Below are 21,916 nucleotides of genomic sequence, written 5' to 3'. Positions count from 1 at the left end.
ATGATGGAAAGCCTTCTCATTGCCAACAGGGGCGAGATCGCCCGCCGCATCGTCCGCACGGCGAAAACCCTCGGCATCCGCACCATCGCCGTCTATTCCGAAGCCGATGCCGGCCTGCCCTTCGTGGCGGAAGCGGATGAGGCGGTCGCAATCGGCTCGCCGCCGGCGCGTGAAAGCTATCTCTCGCAGGAGCGTATTCTGGACGCTGCCCGTAGGACCGGCGCTGCCGCCATCCATCCCGGCTATGGATTCCTGTCGGAGAATGCCGATTTTGCCGAAGCGGTGGAGAGCTTAGGCATGATCTGGGTTGGCGCGCCGCCCGCCGCGATCCGTGCCATGGGGCTCAAGGATGCGGCCAAGCAGCTGATGCAGGCGACCGGCGTGCCGGTCACACCCGGCTATATGGGCGCGGACCAGAGCGACGAGAGGCTCGCCGCTGAGGCGGAAGCGACAGGCTTTCCCGTGCTCATAAAAGCCGTTGCCGGCGGCGGCGGCAAGGGCATGCGCCGGGTGGACCGGTCGGAGGAATTCGCCGAACTGCTCGCCTCATGCCGCCGCGAGGCGGCCTCTTCCTTTGGCGACGAGCGTGTGCTGATCGAGCGTTATATCGCCAATCCGCGCCATATCGAGGTGCAGGTCTTTGCCGATCGCTTCGGCAATTGCGTCCATCTCTTCGAGCGCGACTGCTCGCTGCAGCGTCGGCACCAGAAGGTGATCGAGGAGGCGCCTGCACCCGGCCTCGACGCCATCACCCGTGCTGCGATCTGCGAGGCCGCGGTCAAGGCCGCCAAGGCCGTGAATTATGTCGGGGCCGGCACCATCGAATTCATCGCAGACGCCTCCGAGGCCCTGCGTCCCGACCGCATCTGGTTCATGGAGATGAACACCCGGTTGCAGGTCGAACATCCTGTCACCGAGGCCATCACCGGCGAAGACCTCGTGCTCTGGCAGCTTAAGGTCGCCACCGGTGAGCCTCTGCCGAAAGAGCAGGACGAGATCACCATGAAGGGCTGGGCATTCGAGGCCCGCCTCTATGCCGAAAACCCGGCTGCCGGCTACTTGCCCTCTATCGGCCGTCTCGATCATTTGCGCCTGCCCCAAAATGTTCGGGTCGATAGCGGTGTCGAGGAAGGCAATGAGATCACCGCCTTCTACGATCCGATGATCGCCAAGATCATCGCCCATGGCTTGAACCGTGAAGTAGCCCTCTCAATCCTCGCCAAGGCTTGCGAGAGCATCGAAGTCTGGCCGGTGAAATCCAATGCCGGCCTTCTCGCCCGCATCGCCTCCGACCCGGATTTCCGCGCGGCGAAGGTCGATACGGGTTTCCTCGATCGTCACGGCGAAACCCTGCTGGCAAAGGAGCCTGACGAGACGACAATCGACAAGGCCGTTACAAGACTGACAGCAACAGATGCGACCGATCCCTGGTCAGCTCTTGCCGGCCTGCGCATCTCGGGCACAAGCGATTGCCGTACGCGCGTTCGCGTAGGCGACCATCTCTATTGGGGCCGTGTCCGGCTCGGCCTCGAAACCAATGCTGTCAAGTCCGGCGAAACCATTGTCCTTTTCGATGCCGGTAATGCCTGGCCAATTTGCCTGCCCGTCGCAAGCGAAGTCGACGCGCACCAGGGTGCCAGTGATGGCGCGATCCTTTCGCCGATGCCTGGCCTCATCATCTCTGTCGATGTTGCGGAAGGCGACCATGTCGCCAAAGGCGACAGGCTGCTGACAGTGGAAGCGATGAAGATGGAACATACGCTGCGCGCGCCCTTTGACGGCATCATCCAGAAGTTGCCGGTCTCGGCAGGTGCCAGGGTTTCGGAAAACCAGCTTGTCGTCAGCGTCGTGAAGGAGCAAGAGTGATGTCCGGCCGCTATTTCGACGAATGGACAGTCGGCGATCGGATTGCCCACGAGATCCGCCGCACGGTCACGGAAACCGACAACCTGCTCTTCACGACGCTCTCCCATAATCCGCAACCGCTGCATCTCGATGCCGATTATGCGGCGCGCACCGAATTCGGCCGCATCGTCGTCAATGGCACTTTCACCTTCGCGCTCACCGTCGGTCTTTCGGTTGGCGACACGACGCTCGGCACGCTGATCGCCAACCTCGGCTACGACAAGGTGACGATGCCGATGCCGGTCTTCATCGGCGATACGCTTCGGGTGGAAACCGAGGTGACGGAGCTCAGGCGCTCCAACTCCCGGCCCGATGCCGGGATCATCACGTTCCGGCATGTCACGCTGAATCAGCGAAACGAGACCGTCTGCCAGTGCCTGCGCACGGCGATGCTGCAGGTGAAACCGTCATGAGGCTGCGTTCGCTGCTCTTCGTGCCCGGCGATCGACCGGAGCGCTTCGACAAGGCGCTCGCCTCGGGCGCCGATGCCGTCATCCTCGACCTGGAAGATTCCGTTTCCACGCAGAACAAGCCTAAGGCGCGGGACGCCGTACGCGACTTCGTCATGCGCCGCGCGGCCGATGCGGCGCTTGTCATTCGCATCAATCCCCTCGCCTCGCCCGCCTTCGAGGACGATCTTGCTGCACTCAGCGATCTTGATCCCTTCGCGATCATGCTGCCGAAGGCGGAAGGCTCGGGATCCGTGCGCCAGCTTAAAAGCCGCCTGTCTTCCTCCGTTCCTATCCTGCCGATTGCAACCGAAACGCCGGCGGCTATCTTCGAGATCGGCAGCTACCGGGATGTCGCGTCTCATCTTTGCGGACTGACATGGGGAGCGGAAGATCTGCCTGCCGCGATCGGCGCGGCGACCGCCCGCGAGGCAGATGGACGCTATACTGCGCCCTACGAGCTCGCCCGTTCTCTCGTTCTGTTTGGCGCTCATGCCGCCGCCGTTCCTGCCATCGAGACCATCTATCCCGATTTCCGCGATGTCGACAGCCTTACGGCCTATGCGGCCCGCGCGCGGCGCGACGGTTTCTCGGCCATGATGGCGATCCATCCGAGCCAGGTCGAGCCGATCAACCACGCTTTCACACCTGACGCGGCCGAGATCGGCTGGGCGGAAAAAGTAGTGGCCGCCTTTGCCGCCTGTCCCGATATCGGCGTTATCCAGATCGGCGGGCGCATGCTCGACCTGCCGCATCTGAACCTCGCGAAACGTATTCTGCAGGCTGGAAAAATATAAAATGAAAGGCGACACGAGCCGCCACGGTCTTTCGCTCTTTTGTGCGTAGCGAAGAAGCAACTGCTGCAAGGCCTTGTATGCAGGTTCATGACACCTGAAAACGCCCAACAAATAAGCAAAGAAGCTTTTATGTCGTAAAACGAATATCATATGTCGCATTTCGATAGCTCAACGCACAGCTGTGCAAAGCTATTTCCGAGGTCGAATTCATCTGGTAGCAGGTTGTTCCCGGCCGAGCCTTCGAGAGATTTTAAAATAAACCTAATAATAATGTCTATTAATCGGATTGAATAGGCACCACGGCTTTCGCCATGCCGGCTATATTTTGTATATAAATGGAATATAGGCGATCGGATCGGCTGATCGTAAGAAATTAATGCATCGATATTCCACCAGAATTTCGCAAAATTTGGACATGAATATTTTATGACAGAAACTTTCTACTCTCTTCATGTCATAGAAACTTCATTGGTTACCGGAAATTGAACCAGTTAATAGGGCGTGCGCTCAAGAGGGGGCGCGTCCTATTTTTCGAGGGTTCTCATGCAAGCCAAGCTTCTCGGCGCCGTAGGCGCCCTACTCGCTTCAGCCTTCCTTGCTGCTGGTCCTGTCGCCGCCGCCGAAAAGACCAAGATCGATTTCTGGTTCGGCAACTCGGGCGATATTGCTACGCGCGTTCAGGAACAGTGCGACCGTTTCAACAAGTCGCAGAACGACTTCGAAGTCGTCTGCACCAGCCAGGGTTCTTATGACGCCTCGCTGCAGAACACGATCGCCGCTTTCCGCGCCGGCAAGCAGCCGACCATCGCACAGGTCTCCGACGCTGGTACGCTCGACATCATGCTTTCGGGCGCTTACTATCCGGCCAACAAGCTCATGAGCGACATGGGCTACAATGTCGACTGGAAAGACTACTTCTCCGGCATCGCCGGCTACTACGCAACGTCGAAGGGCGAGATGTACTCCTTCCCCTTCAACTCCTCCACGGCTCTGCTCTACTGGAACAAGGACGCCTTCGCCAAGATCGGCAAGGACCATGCTCCGGCGACCTGGAAGGAAGCAGGCGAAGACTTCAAGGCTCTGAAGGACGCAGGCTACGCTTGCCCGCTCGCCTTCGACATCTCCAACAACGAAGTCTGGCAGTTCATCGAGCAGTTTGAAGCTGTAAACGGCGAAGCCATCGCAACGAAGAAGAACGGCTTTGAAGGCCTCGACGCCGAGCTGGTGTTCAACAAGAACCCGATGCTCGTCAACTACGTCAAGGACCTGAAGTCCTGGTACGACAACAAGCTCGCTGTCATCAAGAACAAGGCTGTCGGCCAGACCTTCGTCGAGGCCTTCGCTGCTGGCGAGTGCCAGGTCATCCTGACCTCGGTTGGCGACCATGGCAACATCGGCCGTACCGCCAAGCAGGGCATGAACTGGGGCGTTTCGATGCTCCCGACCTATGGCGACGCAACGCGTCACAGCTCTTACGTTGGCGGCGCTTCGCTCTGGGTTCTGAAGGGTCATTCGGACGCCGAATACAAGGCTGCCGCTTCCTTCTTCAACTTCATTGCAAAGCCGGAAGAAGCTCTCACCTGGTCGACCGTTACCGGCTATATCCCGGTTCGTAACTCCGGCTTCGAATACCTGAAGAAGCAGGGCTTCTACGACAAGGCTCCCTATGCCGGTCGCGAACTTGCCATTCAGAGCCTGACCGCTTCTCCGGCTGGCGACACGTCTGCAAAGGGCATCCGTCTCGGTGGCCTGCTCCAGGTCCGTACCGAAATCGCTAACGGCCTGCAGGCGATCTTCGTCAACAATGCCGATGTCCAGGCTTCGCTCGACTCTGCTGCCGATCGCGGCAACCAGCTCCTGCGTCGCTTCCAGCAGACCTACAAGGGCGTTCAGCTCCCCTAATCGGTTGATATGAGCCGCACCCGGTCCGCTCTGGCGCTCCGGGTGCGTCTTTGTACATTCCCTACCGGCTGCGGAAGCGAGATCGCCGCCCGCGCCAGAACCAAACCCGGACGAAAACGACCACTCATGGAAAAGCGCGTCACTTTCTCCTCGACGACGATCGGCCTTCTTTTCGCATTTCCGATGCTGCTGCTGATCTTCGTCTTCTTCTACTGGCCGAGCGCGCAGGCGCTGTATTGGGCGTTCACGCTCGAGCAGCCATGGGGCGGCGGTAACGCCTGGGTCGGTTTCGACAATTTCAGGCAGCTGCTGAGCGACCCGGTCTATTGGGACTCAATTACCCGCAGCATGATTTTCGGCTTCAGTTCGACTGCCATTGCCATGGGGCTGGCGCTCATCCTGGCGCTCCTGACGGATCGTGAGCTGCGTGGCCATAAAATCTATCGCTCGGTCTTCATCTGGCCCTATGCGATTGCCGCTCCTGCGCTCGGCCTCGCCTTCCGCTTCATCCTGGCGCCTGAAGCCGGTCTTCTGTCGGTCATCAACCATGTCTGGCCTGGCCTCTGGAACCCGGCATTCGACGGCAAGGATGCGATGATCGCGGTCGTCGTCGCCTTTTCCTGGAAATATATCGGCTACAACTTCATCTTCTTCTTGTCGGCCCTGCAGGGTATCCCCCGCTCGCTGATCGAGGCGGCGGCCATGGACGGCTCCGGGCCGCTGCGCCGTATGTGGGACATCCAGCTGCCGCTGCTCACGCCGACGCTCTTCTTCCTGCTGGTCATCAACATCACGGAAAGCTTCCAGGATTCCTTCGGTATCGTCGACGTCATGACCCAGGGCGGTCCAGCGCGCGCCACCGAACTCATGGTCTACAAGATCTATTTCGACGGCTTCAAAGGCCTCGATTATTCCGGCGCCGCAGCTCAATCCATGATCCTGATGGGGCTCGTCATCCTGCTCACCATCTTCCAGTTCCGCTTCATCGAGCGGCGCGTGCACTACAAGTGAGGTCGCGAACATGATCGAACGCACGCCGATATTCAACTTCATCTGCTACACGCTGCTCGCGCTCGGCCTGGTGATTGCACTCCTGCCATTCGCCATCGTCATCATCGCGTCGACACTTGATCTGGAGACGGTCAACCGGGTGCCGCTGCCGCTGGTTCCGAGCTCGCACTTCTGGGAAAACGTGCACACTGCCTGGGTTCGTGCCGATCTCGGCAACAAGCTGTTCCATAGCGTCATCTTCGCCGCGACGGTCGGCGCCGGCAAGGTTTTGCTTTCGTCCATGGCTGCCTTCTCGATCGTCTATTTCCGTTTCCGCGGCCGCTATCTGATCTTCTGGATCATCTTCATCACTCTGATGCTGCCGCTGGAAGTGCGTATCGTGCCGACCTATTCGATCGCCGCCAATGCGCTTCAGCCCTTTCAGGCGATCCTCGATGTGACCGGCATCACGTGGCTGGTCGCGCAGATCACCGGCATCCAGATCAAGATGGAATGGGGTCTTCTGAACTCCTATCCAGGCCTGATATTGCCGATGGTCGCGACCGCGACGGGCACGTTCCTCTACCGCCAGTTCTATCTGACGGTGCCGGACGAACTCGCCGAGGCATCGAAGATGGACGGCTCAGGCCCGGTCCGTTTCTTCTGGGACGTTCTGCTGCCGCTGTCGCGTCCGAACATGATCGCGCTTTTCACCATCATGTTCGTCTGGGCCTGGAACCAGTATCTGTGGCCGCTGCTGATCACCACCGACCCGAAGTTCGGCATTGCCGTGACCCAGCTCAAGACACTCATCCCCTCCGAATTCGGCCTGCCCGACTGGAACGTCGCAATGGCCGGAACATTGATCATCATGTCGCCGCCGCTGATCCTCGTCATCCTGATGCAGCGTTGGTTCGTGCGCGGCCTTATTTCCACCGAGAAGTGAAAGGAACAGACCCTTGGCACCGATCTCCATCCGTGGCGTGAAAAAGAGCTATGGCAAGAACGCCGTCGTTCATGGCGTCGATCTCGAAATCCAGTCGGGCGAGTTCATCGTCATCCTCGGTCCATCCGGCTGCGGCAAGTCCACGCTGCTCCGCATGGTCGCCGGCCTGGAAGAAATCACCGGCGGCGAAATCGCCATCGACGGCCGCGTCGTCAACCAGCTCGAGCCGCGTGAACGCGGCTGCGCGATGGTCTTCCAGAACTATGCGCTCTATCCGCACATGAGCGTTGCCGAAAACATCGGCTACGCGCTGAAGGTCGCCGGCGTGCCGAAGGTCGAGCGCGACCGCCGCATCGCCGAAGTCGCCAAGGCGCTCAGCCTCGAGCCCTTCCTCGAACGCCGCCCGGCAGCCCTCTCGGGCGGTCAGCGCCAGCGCGTCGCCATGGGCCGCGCCATGATCCGCGAGCCGAAGGTCTTCCTCTTCGATGAGCCGCTCTCCAACCTCGACGCCAAGCTGCGCATCGCCATGCGTGCGGAAATCCGCCGCCTGCATCGCCGCCTCGGTGCTACCTCGATCTTTGTTACGCATGACCAGAATGAGGCAATGACGCTCGCCGATCGCATCATCGTCATGAATTCCGGGTATGTCGAACAGGTCGGCACGCCGGAAGAGGTCTATCACTATCCCGCAAGCCGGTTCGTTGCCGGCTTCGTCGGTACGCCGGCGATGAACCTCCTGGAAGGCCGTGTCAACGAAAACGGCGTCTTCATTTATGACGAAGGCCGTACAGTCACTCTGCCGGCCGAACGTGGCAAGCAGCTTGCCGGCCAGCGTGTCGTTCTCGGCGTGCGTGCCGAAGCCGCCCGCCTCGTCTCTCCGGAAGCGCCTGGTGCGCTCTTGGCCACTGCCGACTTCATCGAAGAACTCGGCGCGAGCCGTATAGTGCATGCCGATTTCGATGGCCTGCCTTTCGCCGTCGCCATGACCGGTTCGGTCTCGCTGAAGACCGGCGACCGTATCGGCGTCGCCATCGATCAGGATTCGATCCATCTCTATTCGGCCGACACCGGCGCAGTCCTCGTCGCTCCGGCACGCAGCGCCGCCATCACCGTCAACGCCTGAGCCTGACGCTGATGACCAGCTTTTCCGATATCGCCGCTGGCAACCGCAACCTCGTTGCGGTTGCCGTGGAAACGCTCTCGGCGCCCTCCGCCGCCTTCTTCGACGAGGCACGGGGCGCGAAGCTGACGCAGGCCGAGCATGACCGGCTGGCGGCGACCCTGCCCGCGCTCTCGACGATCGAAGTTTTGAACATCGACAGCGGCACGGGTGCCAGCAACGGCCTTGTCATCGCCGCGTGGAATGCCGAGCGGCTCAAGTATCACGCTCCCTCCGTCGAACTCGTGCGCCAGAGCGGCGCGGATATCTTGCTGCTCACCGAAGCCGATCTCGGTACGGCGCGCGCAGGCAACCGCCATACCGTTGCTGATCTCGCCGGCGATCTCGGTATGTCCTATGTCTTTGGCGTGGAGTTCATCGAACTTGGCCTCGGGAATTCACGCGAACGCGAATGGCACAAGGGCGAGACGAATTCGGTCGGTTTCCACGGCAATGCATTGCTTTCCCGCCTGCCCCTCAAAGACGCCGCACTCATCCGCCTCGATGATGGCGGCACGTGGTGGACGGATGCGAAGGATGGTCAGGGCCGGATCGGCGGACGTATGGCGATTGCCGCCAAGGTCGAGACTGCATTCGGGCCGATCCTTGCCGTCAGCGTTCATCTGGAAAGCAAGACCGATATCGAGGATCGCGCCGAGCAGACGCGGCGGCTGATTGCGGCCGTCGAACAGCTCGCCGACGATCTGCCGGTCGTCATCGGCGGCGACTTCAATACCAATTTGCTTCCCGATGGATTGCGCGAGCCGGAAGCATATGAGCCGCTTTTCGGTCTGCTGGCTGAGGCCGGCTATCACTGGGAAACGGCCAACGATTTTGCGCATACGCGCCGCACGCGCCCGGATGGAACGCCGCAGCCACCCCTCGTCCGGCTCGACTGGCTGTTGACCCGCGGTCTTGTTGCAAGCGACGCCGTAACCGTTCCGGCTGTTGATGCCGATGGCGTGGCAATCTCCGATCATGAACTGGTCAAGGCACGTTTCTTCGCGCCCTGATCAGCCTTTGCTTTCCTTGTCGGAAGAGGCAAAGGCGCTCGCGAGCAATCGTTTCATTAGAAACCTTTCATGAAGTGTTGCACTTACGCACTAGCGGGAATGCTTTAGTCGTTGCTAACATTTCAACGATTGGCGGGGGCCGGTTGCAAGCCTACGACGAGGGTAGGTTTGCTCAAAATGGGATGGCTGCGCGTTGCGTATCTGCAGCCATCCCAATCTCTCTTGACCGGAAGTCGGAATTGCAGACGTGCCGTCTCTCATGTTCGATGACACAGGCGCCCTCACCCGTCAGCTCCAGGTTCACTCGCCCACAGCTTCGAGGCAGATCAGACCGCGTCAGCAGGCTGGCGTTCGGTGTTCGATAAAACTCTGGATCAATCTGCTGTTTCACCCAGCGTATCGGCGACATAAGCGCCGCGCATACCCATCGCTCTCGGTGCCCCTGTCGTCGTATCTTTTGCGGTCTGGTGTTCGAGTTCGGCGTTGAGTTCGGCCCCCACAATCAGGATCGCGACCGAAAGCCACGTCCAAACAAGGAAGCCGATCAACGCGCCGAGCGTTCCGTAGGTCGCATTATAGTTGGCAAAGTGGCCAAGGTAGATCGAGAAGCCGAGCGACATGAGAAACCAGGCAAACGCCGTCAGCAGAGCGCCCCATGTCATCCACCGCAGACGCGCCGGCTCACGACTAGGACCGAACCGGTATATGGCCATGACGGTGGCCACAACCACGGCCAGGAGTAGCGGCCACCTGAGAACGAGGGCCATCTGTTCGTCGAAGCGATCCAGCCAGAGGAACGAAAGCACGACCGGCATCACGGCAACGAGCCCGATAAGAATTGTCGCGGTGATAATGGCGCAGACCGTGAAGCAGAGTGCAATCAGGTTCAAGCGGACCAGGCTGCGTTTTTCCCGCTCTTCATAGGCGATGTTCATGGCGTCGAAGAGCGCAAGGGTACCGCTGTGGGTGCTCCACAAGGCGATAGCCAGACCGATGAAAAAAGTCACGCCCAGCGTACTGTCGCGTCTCTCGGCGAGCGAACGGATTTGCTCCGAAACGAGATCGAAGGCGCCTGGCGGCAGCACCACCGCCAGCTTGCCCAGGTGTTCCGACATGGTCAGAGGATCTGCGAAAAGCCCGTACAGAGAGACCAGTGCGCCAAGCGCCGGAAACATCGCAAGGAGAAGGTAGAAGGTCACGCCGGCAGCGATTAGCGTCACCCTGTCATCCAATACCTCATGCACGACACGCCAGAACACGTCTCTCAGTCCTTGCCTCGGAATGGATTCCGGGACCGATGCCTGCCGGCCATGCCCGTCGTCTTCTGTCGATAAATCGGCCCGCATGGCCGCCTTCGGGCTCATGTCGAAACGGCGCATCGCGAACAGCACGCCGCCAAACGTAGCGAGCGACAGGATCGCGGTTGATCGCAGGCTTAAACGAAAATTTGTGCGCATCGCTCTGCCTCCGTTCGGCATAAGGATGAACGCGCGATCACGCTTAAAGGTGCAAATCCGCGATTGGCATCATGGATTGTTTGGCAGGCGACCGTCGTGCAGGTCCCACCTCTATGGAACTTCGATCATCGCGCGTTGTTTCCATCTGGATTGGAGGACTGCAAATGGCATCTGTGACGAGAGAAGAGCTGTCCAAGCAGCTGAAGAAGCTGGATTTCTGCATGTTTTCAACACGCGAAACCTCAAACCGGATAACCAGTCGCCCGATGAGTAACAATGGCGACGTCGAATATGACGGCGATTCCTGGTTTTTCTCCTATGCGGACACGCACAAAATATCCGAGATTCGGAAAGACCCCGCGGTGTTGCTAACCTTTACGGCGCCGCCGCATCTGCTGGGAAAGCCGGGTATATTCATAGCCATCGATGGCGACGCCGTGCTTATCGAGGACACCTCGCAGTTCGAGACCCACTGGGTCAAAGGACTGGAACGATGGTTTCCCGAGGGCGTGCAGACGCCTGGACTTATTCTTATCAAGGTTACTGCACGTTTCGCCCAATATTGGGACGGCGAAGAGAACGGGAAAGTCGATCTCTAATGTCAATGCACGGCGCCGCGTCCACAGCGAGCCCGCCTACAGACGGGCTATCGCCTCCCCTAGTTCCTTGCGAAGCTTTTCAAGCCGAGCCCGTGCCTCGTCCCTTTGCGCCCGCAGCTCTTTGATCGACTTCTCCTGCTCCGTCAGATCCTCAAGGAACTGCTGCTTGAGCGGTGTGTCGCCTACGGAGGCAAGCATGCCTGAAATCCGTGAGGATTCCGAAGTTGCATCCTCGATCGCCTGCATCACCGCCGACAGATCTCTCTCCGCCTCCTTCTGGGCCGTCCTCGCCGTCACGAGCCCGCGAAGCTTCTCGGCGATCTCCGGGGACGGCCCCTCATCGAGCCATTGCAGGATCACCGCGTCGTCGATATCGGCAATCGCCTGCGTTTCGCTCTCTACCATGCGCCATTCGATTGAAGTCGAAACCTTCTTTCCGGCGGGCACCACGACAGTCGCCCGCGCGCCCTGCGGTGTTTCCTCCACCCCCTCGGACGGAACGAGTTCCCACCCTGGCATGCCTGGATCTTCCGCAACGAACTTCCTGTCAGCGTCTGCGCCCCAGGCGGTGAAGGTCTTTCGCACGCGACGCTCCAATGTTGCGTCGAGATAACCATCCTTGACGACAACTGTCCGGAAGGAACTGGAGTTGGTGATGGCCATTTCCTGCTCGATCTTCTGATCAGCCGCAAACGTCGCCTTTTCAACTCCGCCCGGCTTGACGTTGCCTATGCGCGCATCGCCAACATAGCGCCCTTTTTCGTCATAGACCGCAGCGACCGCCGGCGGCAGCGAGGTACCCGTGTCGTTCGTCAACATCAGCGCCGCATCCGGATGTTGGGCGCCATCGCGATAGAGAGCGACGAACTCCGCGCCGATCTCGCGATCGAGGATCGGCACGGAAATCGTCTCACCGTTCTTGAGGTCGTAAGCGCCGGGAAGATCGAAGTTTGCGACCACATCGCCCTCGTCGGCGGCGGCAACATTGGTAGCGGCCGGAGCGGCAATAACGGGAGCAGGAGCCTCCGCAGCGGGCTCGTTCAGCAACGCACCCGCGACCATCCCTCGTTTGGCGCTCGCGACGTCAAGATATGCGGCCTCGGCCTCAGGGCGTGATGGCCATGTTCTGGCGTACAGCCTCTGGCGAAGCGTCACTGGCTTGCCTGACGTCAGAGATATTGAAACCCCTTTCCAGTCTTCGCCAGAGGCATTCTCCAGAACTGCCCATGCTTGCAACCGCGCTTTGCCCTTGGCGTCAACAATGATCCGATAGGACGGCTTCCAGAGCGGGGCTGCGACGACATAGGAAATGTCCACGGCCGCCGACGCCTTGCCATTGAGCGAAATGGTGACTGCACGCGTCCCCTGCACTCCATCGCTCGACAGCAGTTCCACTGCCCGAGCAACCATCTCGGCATCTTTGGGATTATCGAGTTTGTAGGCCATGGCGCCACCGATCTCGGCAACGTCGAAGGCGCCGCGGTCAAGCATCACGATCAGCCGCGCGCGCTGCTTTTCAGTGGCGGGCTCTACCCCGACGATGCGACCCTTCACCCCGTTCGCAGAGACAGGCGCGCCTCTGAGAGCCCGCAGCACAGCAGCAGCCGAATCCAGATCCTTCCGTTTGATCGGCAGCACCTTGAATGTTTCGTCGACCATGCCCGGCCCGGTGGTCGACAATCCCTTTACGGGAGCCGGCCCCGAGACAACGAGGGTCTTCAGAAAGTCATCCATCTGGTCTGTCGGCACATCGACGACAGCGTTGCCGTCGTCCCCGACATTAAGACTGCGCACATATTCGGCAACGCCTCCTGAGGACAGCCTGATAGACTTGATAGTCCCGGTTTGCGCGAATGCGGTTGTGGGGAGCAGTATTGCGGTAAGCGCCGCGCAGATGGTGGATGCGTATTTCATGTGACCCCCTCGATATAAATTCCACCAGAGGATGAACGTAAAAAAGGGGCGGCATTTCGACACGCAACCGCTTTTGCGCGCGTTGTCCCTATGGCCCATTCGCCGACACGACGACCTCTCTGTCGAGAACCTCCATCTTCGATGCGATATCGGGGAAAGATGTCGTGAAAATGAGAAAGCGAACGCCTATATAGCTGCCGAGTCTGTTTGAAAGGAAATCCATCATGACTATCAATGGAAGTCTGCTCGTCGCGGGATCGGAGAAACGCGGCACTCGCGGGGAGCTCTACGGCGTCGAGGCGGCCACCGGAGCGGCACTGCCCGTTTCTTTCGGTGGCGCCACCGCGGAAGACGTCGAGGAGGCAACCAGGTTTGCATGGGAGGCGTTCGGCTCCTACCGGGAAACAGATCTGGAAACGCGGGCCGCTTTTCTTGAAACAATCGCCAGCGAGATCGAGGCGATCGGCGATGAGTTGATCGTGCGTGCAATGGCGGAAACCGGACTTCCACGCGGACGGATCGAGGGTGAGCGCGGCCGCACGATCGGACAGCTTCGGCTGTTTGCGAAAGAGGTTCGCGAAGGCCGATTCCAGGAGCTTCGTTTTGACGGCGCGGATCCCTCCCGCAAGCCCGTTCCGAAGCCCGATCTGCGCCTGCGCAACGTTCCCCTCGGCCCCGTTGCGGTTTTTGGCGCATCCAACTTTCCGCTCGCCTTCTCGGTGGCCGGCGGTGACACGGCCTCTGCGCTCGCAGCAGGATGCCCCGTCGTCGTCAAGGCGCATTCGGCGCATCCGGGCACGTCGGAACTGGTCGGTCGCGCCGTTCAGCGGGCCGTCGCCAAAGCCGGGCTGCATGCCGGCACCTTCGCGCTTCTCTTTGACACCGGCTTCGAGGTCGGACAGAAGCTCGTCGCCGATGCCCGAATTCGAGCAGTCGGTTTCACAGGCTCGCGCCGCGGCGGCACGGCACTGATGAAGATCTCTTCCGAGCGCAAGCAGCCGATCCCGGTCTATGCCGAAATGAGCAGCATCAACCCGGTCATCTTCTTCCCCGATGCCCTGAAAAGCCGCGCGACAGAGATTGCAACGGCTTTTGTCAGCTCGCTGGTTCTGGGCGCCGGACAATTCTGCACCAATCCCGGCCTCATTCTCGCCGTCGACAGCGAAGGTCTGGACACTTTTATCGCCAAGACGCGGGAGCTTCTGCCTGATGTCGGCGCGCAGACCATGCTGACGGGCTCCATCGCCAAGGCATTCTGCAACGGCGTCGCCCGGCTGGAAAAGCATCCCGAAGTCCGTCTCGTTGCCAATGGCAAGCCGGGCAGCGAATTCGAAGGTACCGCTGCACTCTTCGAGACGACGGCTGCGGCATTCCTCGCCCATCACGAGCTTCAGGACGAGGTCTTCGGCGCCGCCGGGCTCATCGTGCGCTGCCGCGATCTCGCCGAACTCGAGCGGGTGCTTGACGGCCTGGAAGGCCAGCTGACCGTAGCCCTCCACATCACGAGCGAAGACGAGCCGGACGCAAAGCGCCTCGTTCCCAAGCTGGAGATGCTTGCCGGACGACTGCTCGTGAACGGCTTTGGAACCGGCGTCGAGGTATCGCCCGCCATGGTGCATGGCGGCCCCTACCCGGCAACAGCCGATGGCAGATCGACCTCGGTCGGGACGCTGGCGATCTACAGGTTCCTGCGGCCGGTTTCGTATCAGGACTTTACGGTGAACCTGCTTCCGACACCGCTGCGTTGATCGATCGGAGCTTGTCAGCGTTCAAACGGCGGAGTCTCCAAGGAGACCACCGAAGAGATTGGCAAGCTCCCGCACCGGCTGGAAGCAGACATCAGCTTGACTGATGACTCCAGCCGGCGCGGCGGTACCAAGCGCGGATCCTCTTTGGCAAAACCGTCATTTTGCCAGTGACATCGGCATCATTCTCTGCAAGAAAGATTACCGTTGAGAGACAGGGGCGCCCGTTTGCAAAAACGGGCTGAGAAGCACCCTTCGAACCTGAACCGGATAATGCCGGCGGAGGGAGTCGCTCGGGTCGCAGTCTGCTTCATTGCAGGATCGTTCCCGCGCCTGCCCCGCCTGAAAGGGGTACTATGGAGAACAAGACACCCGGAGCTCTGTTGACGGAGATGCGCGCCAAGCCGCCGCTCGTGCAGTGCATCACCAATTATGTCGCCATGAACATCGCCGCCAATGTGGTGCTCGCGGCCGGCGCGTCGCCTGCCATGGTTCATGCGGCCGAGGAGGCGGGGGAATTTGCCGCGATTGCCGGGGCTTTGACCGTCAACATCGGCACGCTTTCCCCCCAATGGATCGACGGCATGCATGCGGCGGCAACGGCCGCGAATGGAGGCGGTAAGCCGTGGGTCCTCGATCCGGTCGCCCATTACGCAACGTCCTTCCGCCGCAAGGCGGTTGCCGATCTCTTGGCACTTCGCCCGACGATCATCCGCGGCAATGCCTCCGAGATCATTGCACTTGCCGGCGGCGAAAGCCGCGGCCAAGGCGTCGACAGCCGTGACCCGGTAGAACAGGCCGAAGCATCGGCGCAGCGGCTGGCCGAACGGCATGGCGCAGTCGTCGCCGTCACCGGTGTCGTGGATTTCGTGACTGATGGCGCACAGGCGCTGCGCATCGAGGGTGGTTCGTCGCTGATGCCGCAGGTGACCGCGCTCGGCTGCTCGTTGACCTGCCTGACCGGCGCCTTCGCGGCCGCCATCCCCGGCGACCCCTTCGCTGCTGCCGTTGCAGCACTTGCCACCTTTGCGGTTGCCGGCGAAGAGGCGGCGAAAAATGCGAGCGGACCCGGCTCTTTCTCCTGGCGCTTCCTCGATGCGCTCGCCGCGCTCGATGGTGCAGCATTGGATGCGAAGGTCAGGATCAGCGCGGCATGAAACGCTTCGATCTCTCCCTCTATCTGGTCCTCGATCCGGATCTCTGCGCCGGCATCGGCATGATCGAGACGGCGCGGCTTGCCGTCGTAGGCGGTGCAACCATTGTGCAGTTGCGCGACAAACACGGCGGAACGGCGCGGATGGTGGAAACCGGCCTTGCGCTGAGAGACGTTTTGAGGGGTACCGGCGCTTTGCTTGTTATCAATGACGATGTGGAAGCTGCCCTCGCGATCGGCGCCGACGGGTTGCATATTGGCCAGGACGATATGGGATCTGCTGCCGCACGCGCGAAAATCGGTCCGAACATGATTCTCGGCCTGTCGGTTGAGACGGAGGCGCTGGCTGCGGCAATCGACCCTGCTATTGTCGATTACGCCGGCATCGGACCGGTCTTTGCAACACCCACCAAGAGTGACCACAAGCAGCCGATCGGTTTCGACGGGCTGGCTAATCTGGTGAAAGTCGCGCCCGTTCCAACGGTTGCGATCGGCGGCCTGAAGAGCGAGCATGTCGCGTCTGTCTTTGCGGCAGGTGCTGATGGGCTTGCCGTCGTCTCGGCGGTCTGCGGCACCCCGGATCCTATGGCCGCGACACTCCGCATCGCAGAGGAAATCCGAAAGGTCAGCCGATGATCCGCAATGTGCTATCCATCGCCGGTTCCGATCCCTCCGGTGGCGCCGGCATCCAGGCCGATCTCAAAGCCTTCTCCGCTCGCGGCGTCTATGGCATGGCGGCGCTGACGGCATTGACGGCACAGAACACGCAGGGTGTGACCGGCGTGCATCTCGTGCCGCCGCACTTCGTCGCCCAGCAGATCAAGGCGGTCTTTGCCGATGTGCGCGTCGACGCGGTCAAGATCGGCATGATCGCCAATGCCGGCATTGCCGAAGCGGTTGCCGAGGCACTTGCGCCGCATCGCGGCATCCCCATCGTTGTCGATCCCGTCATGATCGCCAAAGGCGGAGCAGCACTTCTCGACCCGCAGGCCGTCGATGCGCTGACGCGGCATCTGCTACCGCTTGCGACGCTGCTCACCCCCAACCTGCCGGAAGCTGCCGCACTGCTGCACGAAGAGGTTGCCGAAAACCGCGAGCAGATGGCATCACAGGCTGAGCGCCTGCGTGCGCTCGGCCCCGCCGCCGTGCTGGTCAAGGGCGGGCATCTCGACAGCGACGAGAGCCCGGACGTGCTTTGGAGCGGTTCCGGTCCGCACTGGTTTGAGGCCAGGCGCGTGCCGACGAAAAATACGCATGGTACGGGCTGTACCCTGTCCAGCGCGCTTGCCGCAGAGCTCGCAAAGGGCGCTTTGCCGCAAATGGCCGTGGCAACTGCCAAGACCTATCTTGCGCAAGCGGTCGCTGCCGCAGGCGAATTGACGGTTGGTTCCGGCCATGGGCCTGTGCAGCATTTCCACGCCCTGTGGAAAGACGCCGGCCTCTGAGCCGGATCACAATTCGAGGATTGCAGACGGCCCGGTCAAACCGGGCCGTTTTGTTTTTGCCTACCCTGCGTTGAACCAGGCCTGCCCGGTAAAAAGCCTGTTGACAAGGCCGCCCAGATATCCAAAGCTATGACATTAAAAGGGGATACGTTCCGTAATAACGGAATATCTGGAGGAATTCGGGTGTCAGACCTGCTTGTGAGCTTATATTCCACGAAGCTCGCCGAACTGAAAGAAAAAGCCGATGCCGTCGGCATCACAATCCGTCCGGCTTTGCCGCCGGAACTTCACGTCGTCGTCGGCTGGGTGCGCGAGCAGTTCAGCGAGAACTGGGCGAGTGAAGTCGCCGTCGCCTTTTCCCGCCAGCCCGTCGCCTGTCTTGTCGCCGTCGAGAACGGCAAGCTTCTCGGCTTTGCCTGCTATGACACGACCGCCCGCGGCTTCTTCGGCCCTACCGGCGTCGATCCCGCAGCGCGCGGCAAGGGCATCGGCCTCGCCCTCTTTTCCGCTTGCCTGCAAAACCTGAAGACGCTTGGCCATGCCTATGCCTTCATTGGCGATGCCGGCCCCGTCGATTTCTACGTCAAGACCGCAGGCGCGGTCGAAATTCCCGCCCCCGACAAGGGCATTTACGAAGGCATGCTGCGAAGCCAGCCGAAATAATCACCTGATACCGGAGTTTGAAATAGTGCCCTCGACCCCGCTCGCTCTCTTCGTCGGCCTTCCCAATCCGACGCTTTCGGACGACGAATTCGCCCTCTTCCGCGAAACCAATCCGCTCGGCCTCTTCGTTGGCCGCCGCAACCTGCGGGATCCGGAACAGGCAAAGATCCTGATCGACCGTTTCCGCGAGGCCGTGGGCCGCGGCGATGCGCCCGTCTTCACCGACCAGGAAGGTGGCCGCGTGCAGCATATGGATGCCGGCCCCTGGCCGCTCTTCCGCAGCTTCGGCCAGTTCGCCGAGCTTGCCCGCCATGATCTCGACCTCGGCAAGCAGGCGCTGCGTCTTTCCACCCAAGCTATGGGCGCGATGATGAGCGAACTCGGCCTGTCGAGCGGCTGCTCGCCCGTTCTCGACCTCGTTTTCGAGACGACGAGCGCTGTTATCGGCGCCCGCTCCTTCGGTTCGGATCCGGATTTCATCGCCGCGCTCGGCCGCGAAGTGGTGGATGGTCTGCTCGAAACCGGCAATATGCCTGTTATGAAGCACATTCCGGGCCATGGCCGCGCGACGCTCGATTCCCACAAGGAGCGTCCTGTCGTGGATGCCTCGCGCGAGACGCTTGTCGCCACCGATTTCAAGCCCTTCGTGGCGCTGAAGGACACGCCCTGGGCGATGGTCGCCCACGTCGTCTACTCCGCTTACGATGCGGAGCTTCCGGCCTCCATCTCGCCGATCATGCATGACGTGATCCGCAACGACATGGGCTATGACGGCGTGCTGATCTCCGACTGCATCTTCATGGAGTCGCTGCACGGCACCCTGCCGGAACGCGTCGCCCAGGTTCTCGATGCCGGTTTCGACATCGCACTGCACAGCCACGGTGACGCCAAGGAAAGCGAAGCCGCCGCCAAGGCTGCCCGCCCGCTGACCGAAGCCGCACAGAAGCGTATTGCCGCGGGGAAGGCCCGTCTCGGCACTCTCAAGATCGACTATCGCGCTGCCCAGGCGGAAGTCGAAGCCATGTTTGCAAGCGCACTGGCCTCCTGACCGGCGCCGCCATTTTTCATCGCATAAGAAAAGGGGAATTTGACATGAAGAAATATATCCTGGCGGCCGCGGCCCTGACCATGCTGTCAGGCTCGGCCATGGCGCAGACCATCCTGACGGCCAATATCGAGCCGGCCACGACCTGGGTGCGCAACTTCAACCCGTTCAACCAGACCTCGTCGCGCCAATCGACGCTCGACTTCATCTATGAGCCGCTGGTCGTCTTCAACCGCTTCGACAGCAACAAGCCGGTCTATCGCCTGGCCGAGAGCTTCAAGCTCTCCGACGACCTGAAGAGCATCGACTTCAAGCTGCGCCCGAACCTGAAATGGTCGGACGGCAAACCGCTGACCTCTGCCGACGTCAAGTTCACCTATGACTATCTGAAAAAATTCCCGGCGCTCGACTTCGTCAGCATCTGGAGCTTCATCACCGACGTGCAGGCCGTCGATGCCCAGACGGTGCGCTTCACGCTCGCCAATCCGAGCTCGCTTGCCGCCGAGCAGCTGTCGCAGCTGCCGATCGTGCCCGAGCACGTCTGGAAGGACGTTGCCGATCCGGTCACCTACGCCAACGAGGCCCCCGTCGGCAGCGGCCCGCTGACGGAAGTGCCGCGCTTCACCGGCCAGACCTACGACCAGTGCCGCAACCCGAAGTATTGGGATGCCGAGCACCTGAAGGTCGACTGCATGCGCTTCCCGCAGCTTGCCGACAACAACCAGATCCTGACGGCGACGGCCGATGGCACGCTCGACTGGGGCGTCTCCTTCATTCCCGATATCGACAATGTCTATGTCTCGAAGGATCCGGCCCATTATCACTACTGGTACTCGCCAAGCAGCATGGTTGCCTTCCTGTTCAACCTCGAAACGACCAACGAGGCCAACAAGAAGGCCTTCAACGACGTGAAGTTCCGCCAGGCGGTCTCCATGGCGCTGGACCGCAAGACGATGATCGATGTCGCCGGCTACGGCTATCCGACGCTGAACGAAGACCCGGGCCTGATGGGCGAGCTCTACAAGAGCTGGGCGGACCCGTCCGTCAAGGCCGACTTCGGCAAGTTCGCCGCCTATGACGCTGATGCCGCCAAGGCGCAGCTCGATGCAGCCGGCTATGTCGACAAGGACGGCGACGGCCTGCGCGACAATCCTGACGGTTCGAAAATCTCCTTCTCGATCATCGTTCCGAACTCCTGGACGGACTGGATCGACACGGTCAACATCGCCATCGAAGGCATGCAGGCCGTCGGCATCGACGCCAAGATCGAGACGCCGGAAGAGGCCGTCTGGACCTCCGACCTCATCGACGGCAAATTCGATGCGGCGATCAACAGCCTGCCGGCTTCGGCCTCGCCCTACTATCCTTACAAGCGCGCCTTCAGCGCTTCGGACAAGGGCAAGACGCGCTTCACTGCGCAGCGCTGGTTCAACCCGGAAGTGGAAGATCTGGTCACCCAGTTCACGCACACGGCCGATCTCGACAAGCAGAAGGAAGCGATGAACAAGGCGCAGCGCATCGTTGCCGAAAACATGCCTGTCATCCCGGTCTTCAACAATCCGAACTGGTATCAGTACAACACCAAGCGCTTCACCGGCTGGTCGACCAAGGAAAACCCCTTCGTCAATCCGTCCATCTCGCGTACCAACCCGGCACGTCTTCTGAACCTGCTGGCGCTCGAGCCGGTCAAGTAAGCCATTATTACAAACGGCGGGAGCGGCGCGGCAAGCGCCGCTCCTGTTTTGACGGAGTCCCCATGGCCTTTCTGCTTCGCCGCCTCGCCTTTTACCTGGCGGCCTTCATCGCGGCAGCGACGATCAATTTCTTCCTGCCCCGGCTGATGCCGGGCGATCCCGTGCGCATCATGTTTTCGAGTGCGGGCGCCGAACTGCCGCCGGAAAGCCTGCAGGCGCTGAAGCTCACCTTCGGCTTTGTCGATGGGCCTCTCTGGCAGCAATATCTCACCTATCTCGGCAGCATCTTCACCGGCGATCTCGGCCGGTCGATCAAATATTTCCCGCTGCCGGTCACGTCTGTTCTTGGCCACGCGCTTGTATGGACTGTCGGCCTGATGGGCACGGCGACAATCATCAGCTTCGCGCTCGGCACATTCCTCGGCATCGCCGCGGCCTGGCGGCGCGGCAGCAAATTCGACGTCATCGTCTCGATTGGCGCGATCTTCGCGACATCGGTGCCGGCCGTCGTCACCTCGCTGATCGTGCTCTTCTTCTTCGGTTTCACGCTCGGCTGGTTCCCGAACGGCTATGCGGCCGATCCGTCGCTCGATCCGGCTTTCAGCTTTCAATATATCGGCAGTGTAGCCTATCACGGCATCCTGCCGATGATCACGCTCTGCACGGTGCTGGTCGGCGGCTTCACCGTCACCATGCGCAACAACATGATCAACCTGCTCGGCGAGGACTATATCGTCATGGCCCGCGCCAAGGGCCTGTCCGACCGGCATGTGATGCTCTGGTATGCCGCCCGCAACGCGCTGCTGCCGACCGTGTCCAGCCTCGCCATCGCCATCGGCACCATTCTCGGCGGTTCGCTGGTGACGGAGGTCGTCTACAATTACCCCGGCCTCGGCAATATCCTCTACCAGGCGATCCTCGCCCGCGATTATCCCGTCATCCAGGGCCAACTTCTAATCATGACCGCCACCATGCTGATCGCCAATTTCATCGTCGATGTCAGCTACGTGCTGCTCGATCCGCGGCTGAAGGGAGCGTGA

At 60.9% G+C, this 21,916-nt stretch carries 19 protein-coding genes and 1 riboswitch; of the genes, 17 read left to right on the top strand and 2 right to left on the bottom strand.

The window, feature by feature from the left end:
• From AC1DUP_RS05395 to AC1DUP_RS05360, 8 genes are all read left to right on the top strand, one after another.
• Positions 1-1,866: an ATP-binding protein gene (locus AC1DUP_RS05395; RefSeq protein ID WP_113308907.1), complete on the top strand. Its 1,866-nt coding sequence runs from the start codon at positions 1-3 to the stop codon at positions 1,864-1,866.
• Positions 1,866-2,318, top strand: coding sequence for a MaoC family dehydratase (locus AC1DUP_RS05390; protein WP_113308906.1), 453 nt, complete (start codon positions 1,866-1,868; stop codon positions 2,316-2,318). Before AC1DUP_RS05395 ends, AC1DUP_RS05390 begins: the two co-directional genes overlap by 1 nt.
• Positions 2,315-3,151 carry an HpcH/HpaI aldolase/citrate lyase family protein gene (locus tag AC1DUP_RS05385; RefSeq protein WP_113308905.1) on the top strand — a complete coding sequence of 279 codons (837 nt, stop codon included), beginning with the start codon at positions 2,315-2,317 and terminating at the stop codon, positions 3,149-3,151. The genes AC1DUP_RS05390 and AC1DUP_RS05385 overlap by 4 nt, the downstream gene beginning before the upstream one ends.
• A 543-nt stretch (positions 3,152-3,694) precedes the next feature.
• Positions 3,695-5,053, top strand: coding sequence for an extracellular solute-binding protein (locus AC1DUP_RS05380; protein WP_113308904.1), 1,359 nt, complete (start codon positions 3,695-3,697; stop codon positions 5,051-5,053).
• 126 nt (positions 5,054-5,179) lie between these two features.
• Entirely contained in the window at positions 5,180-6,064 is an 885-nt protein-coding gene (locus tag AC1DUP_RS05375; protein ID WP_113308903.1) for a carbohydrate ABC transporter permease, read from the top strand.
• 10 nt (positions 6,065-6,074) lie between these two features.
• Entirely contained in the window at positions 6,075-6,989 is a 915-nt protein-coding gene (locus AC1DUP_RS05370) for an ABC transporter permease subunit (RefSeq protein ID WP_113298737.1), read from the top strand.
• 13 nt (positions 6,990-7,002) lie between these two features.
• Positions 7,003-8,112 carry a sn-glycerol-3-phosphate ABC transporter ATP-binding protein UgpC gene (ugpC, locus tag AC1DUP_RS05365; protein ID WP_113308902.1) on the top strand — a complete coding sequence of 370 codons (1,110 nt, stop codon included), beginning with the start codon at positions 7,003-7,005 and terminating at the stop codon, positions 8,110-8,112.
• An 11-nt stretch (positions 8,113-8,123) separates the two neighbouring features.
• Entirely contained in the window at positions 8,124-9,161 is a 1,038-nt protein-coding gene (locus AC1DUP_RS05360; protein ID WP_113308901.1) for an endonuclease/exonuclease/phosphatase family protein, read from the top strand.
• A gap of 374 nt (positions 9,162-9,535) precedes the next feature.
• Here the strand turns inward: AC1DUP_RS05360 and AC1DUP_RS05355 are convergent, their stop codons facing one another.
• Positions 9,536-10,618 (bottom strand): YihY/virulence factor BrkB family protein, encoded by a 1,083-nt coding sequence (locus AC1DUP_RS05355; RefSeq protein ID WP_477832240.1) that lies wholly within the window; start codon positions 10,616-10,618, stop codon positions 9,536-9,538.
• Between the two features lie 164 nt (positions 10,619-10,782).
• Here AC1DUP_RS05355 and AC1DUP_RS05350 point away from each other — a divergent pair, with 164 nt between their 5' ends.
• Entirely contained in the window at positions 10,783-11,217 is a 435-nt protein-coding gene (locus AC1DUP_RS05350) for a pyridoxamine 5'-phosphate oxidase family protein (RefSeq protein ID WP_113308900.1), read from the top strand.
• Between the two features lie 36 nt (positions 11,218-11,253).
• Here AC1DUP_RS05350 and AC1DUP_RS05345 read toward each other — a convergent pair whose 3' ends face one another.
• Complete coding sequence (locus tag AC1DUP_RS05345; RefSeq protein WP_477832239.1) at positions 11,254-13,131, bottom strand: DUF4139 domain-containing protein; 1,878 nt, start codon at positions 13,129-13,131, stop codon at positions 11,254-11,256.
• Between the two features lie 224 nt (positions 13,132-13,355).
• Between AC1DUP_RS05345 and AC1DUP_RS05340 the strand changes: the two genes are divergently transcribed.
• The 8 genes from AC1DUP_RS05340 to AC1DUP_RS05305 all read left to right on the top strand — a co-directional run bounded on the left by AC1DUP_RS05340 (position 13,356) and on the right by AC1DUP_RS05305 (position 21,916).
• The gene (locus AC1DUP_RS05340) at positions 13,356-14,879 is read left to right on the top strand and encodes an aldehyde dehydrogenase (NADP(+)) (RefSeq protein WP_477832238.1); all 1,524 of its coding nucleotides are present in this window, start codon (positions 13,356-13,358) and stop codon (positions 14,877-14,879) included.
• A gap of 203 nt (positions 14,880-15,082) precedes the next feature.
• A riboswitch (TPP riboswitch) is annotated at positions 15,083-15,181 on the top strand.
• 51 nt (positions 15,182-15,232) lie between these two features.
• The gene (thiM, locus tag AC1DUP_RS05335; protein WP_477832237.1) at positions 15,233-16,033 is read left to right on the top strand and encodes a hydroxyethylthiazole kinase; all 801 of its coding nucleotides are present in this window, start codon (positions 15,233-15,235) and stop codon (positions 16,031-16,033) included.
• The gene (gene thiE, locus AC1DUP_RS05330; protein WP_477832236.1) at positions 16,030-16,665 is read left to right on the top strand and encodes a thiamine phosphate synthase; all 636 of its coding nucleotides are present in this window, start codon (positions 16,030-16,032) and stop codon (positions 16,663-16,665) included. The genes thiM and thiE overlap by 4 nt, the downstream gene beginning before the upstream one ends.
• Positions 16,662-17,474, top strand: a complete 813-nt coding sequence (gene thiD / locus AC1DUP_RS05325; protein ID WP_477832235.1) for a bifunctional hydroxymethylpyrimidine kinase/phosphomethylpyrimidine kinase — start codon at positions 16,662-16,664, stop codon at positions 17,472-17,474. The genes thiE and thiD overlap by 4 nt, the downstream gene beginning before the upstream one ends.
• A 183-nt stretch (positions 17,475-17,657) precedes the next feature.
• Positions 17,658-18,137 (top strand): GNAT family N-acetyltransferase, encoded by a 480-nt coding sequence (locus tag AC1DUP_RS05320; protein WP_477832234.1) that lies wholly within the window; start codon positions 17,658-17,660, stop codon positions 18,135-18,137.
• A gap of 25 nt (positions 18,138-18,162) precedes the next feature.
• Complete coding sequence (locus AC1DUP_RS05315; RefSeq protein ID WP_477832233.1) at positions 18,163-19,185, top strand: glycoside hydrolase family 3 N-terminal domain-containing protein; 1,023 nt, start codon at positions 18,163-18,165, stop codon at positions 19,183-19,185.
• A gap of 44 nt (positions 19,186-19,229) precedes the next feature.
• Complete coding sequence (locus AC1DUP_RS05310; protein ID WP_113308894.1) at positions 19,230-20,876, top strand: ABC transporter substrate-binding protein; 1,647 nt, start codon at positions 19,230-19,232, stop codon at positions 20,874-20,876.
• A 62-nt stretch (positions 20,877-20,938) separates the two neighbouring features.
• Positions 20,939-21,916: an ABC transporter permease gene (locus AC1DUP_RS05305; RefSeq protein ID WP_113298725.1), complete on the top strand. Its 978-nt coding sequence runs from the start codon at positions 20,939-20,941 to the stop codon at positions 21,914-21,916.

The sequence above is a fragment of the Rhizobium sp. 01L419 genome (assembly GCF_056400025.1).
Note: the sequence above shows the minus strand (reverse complement) of the source record. Positions and strands in the feature narration are given on the sequence as shown.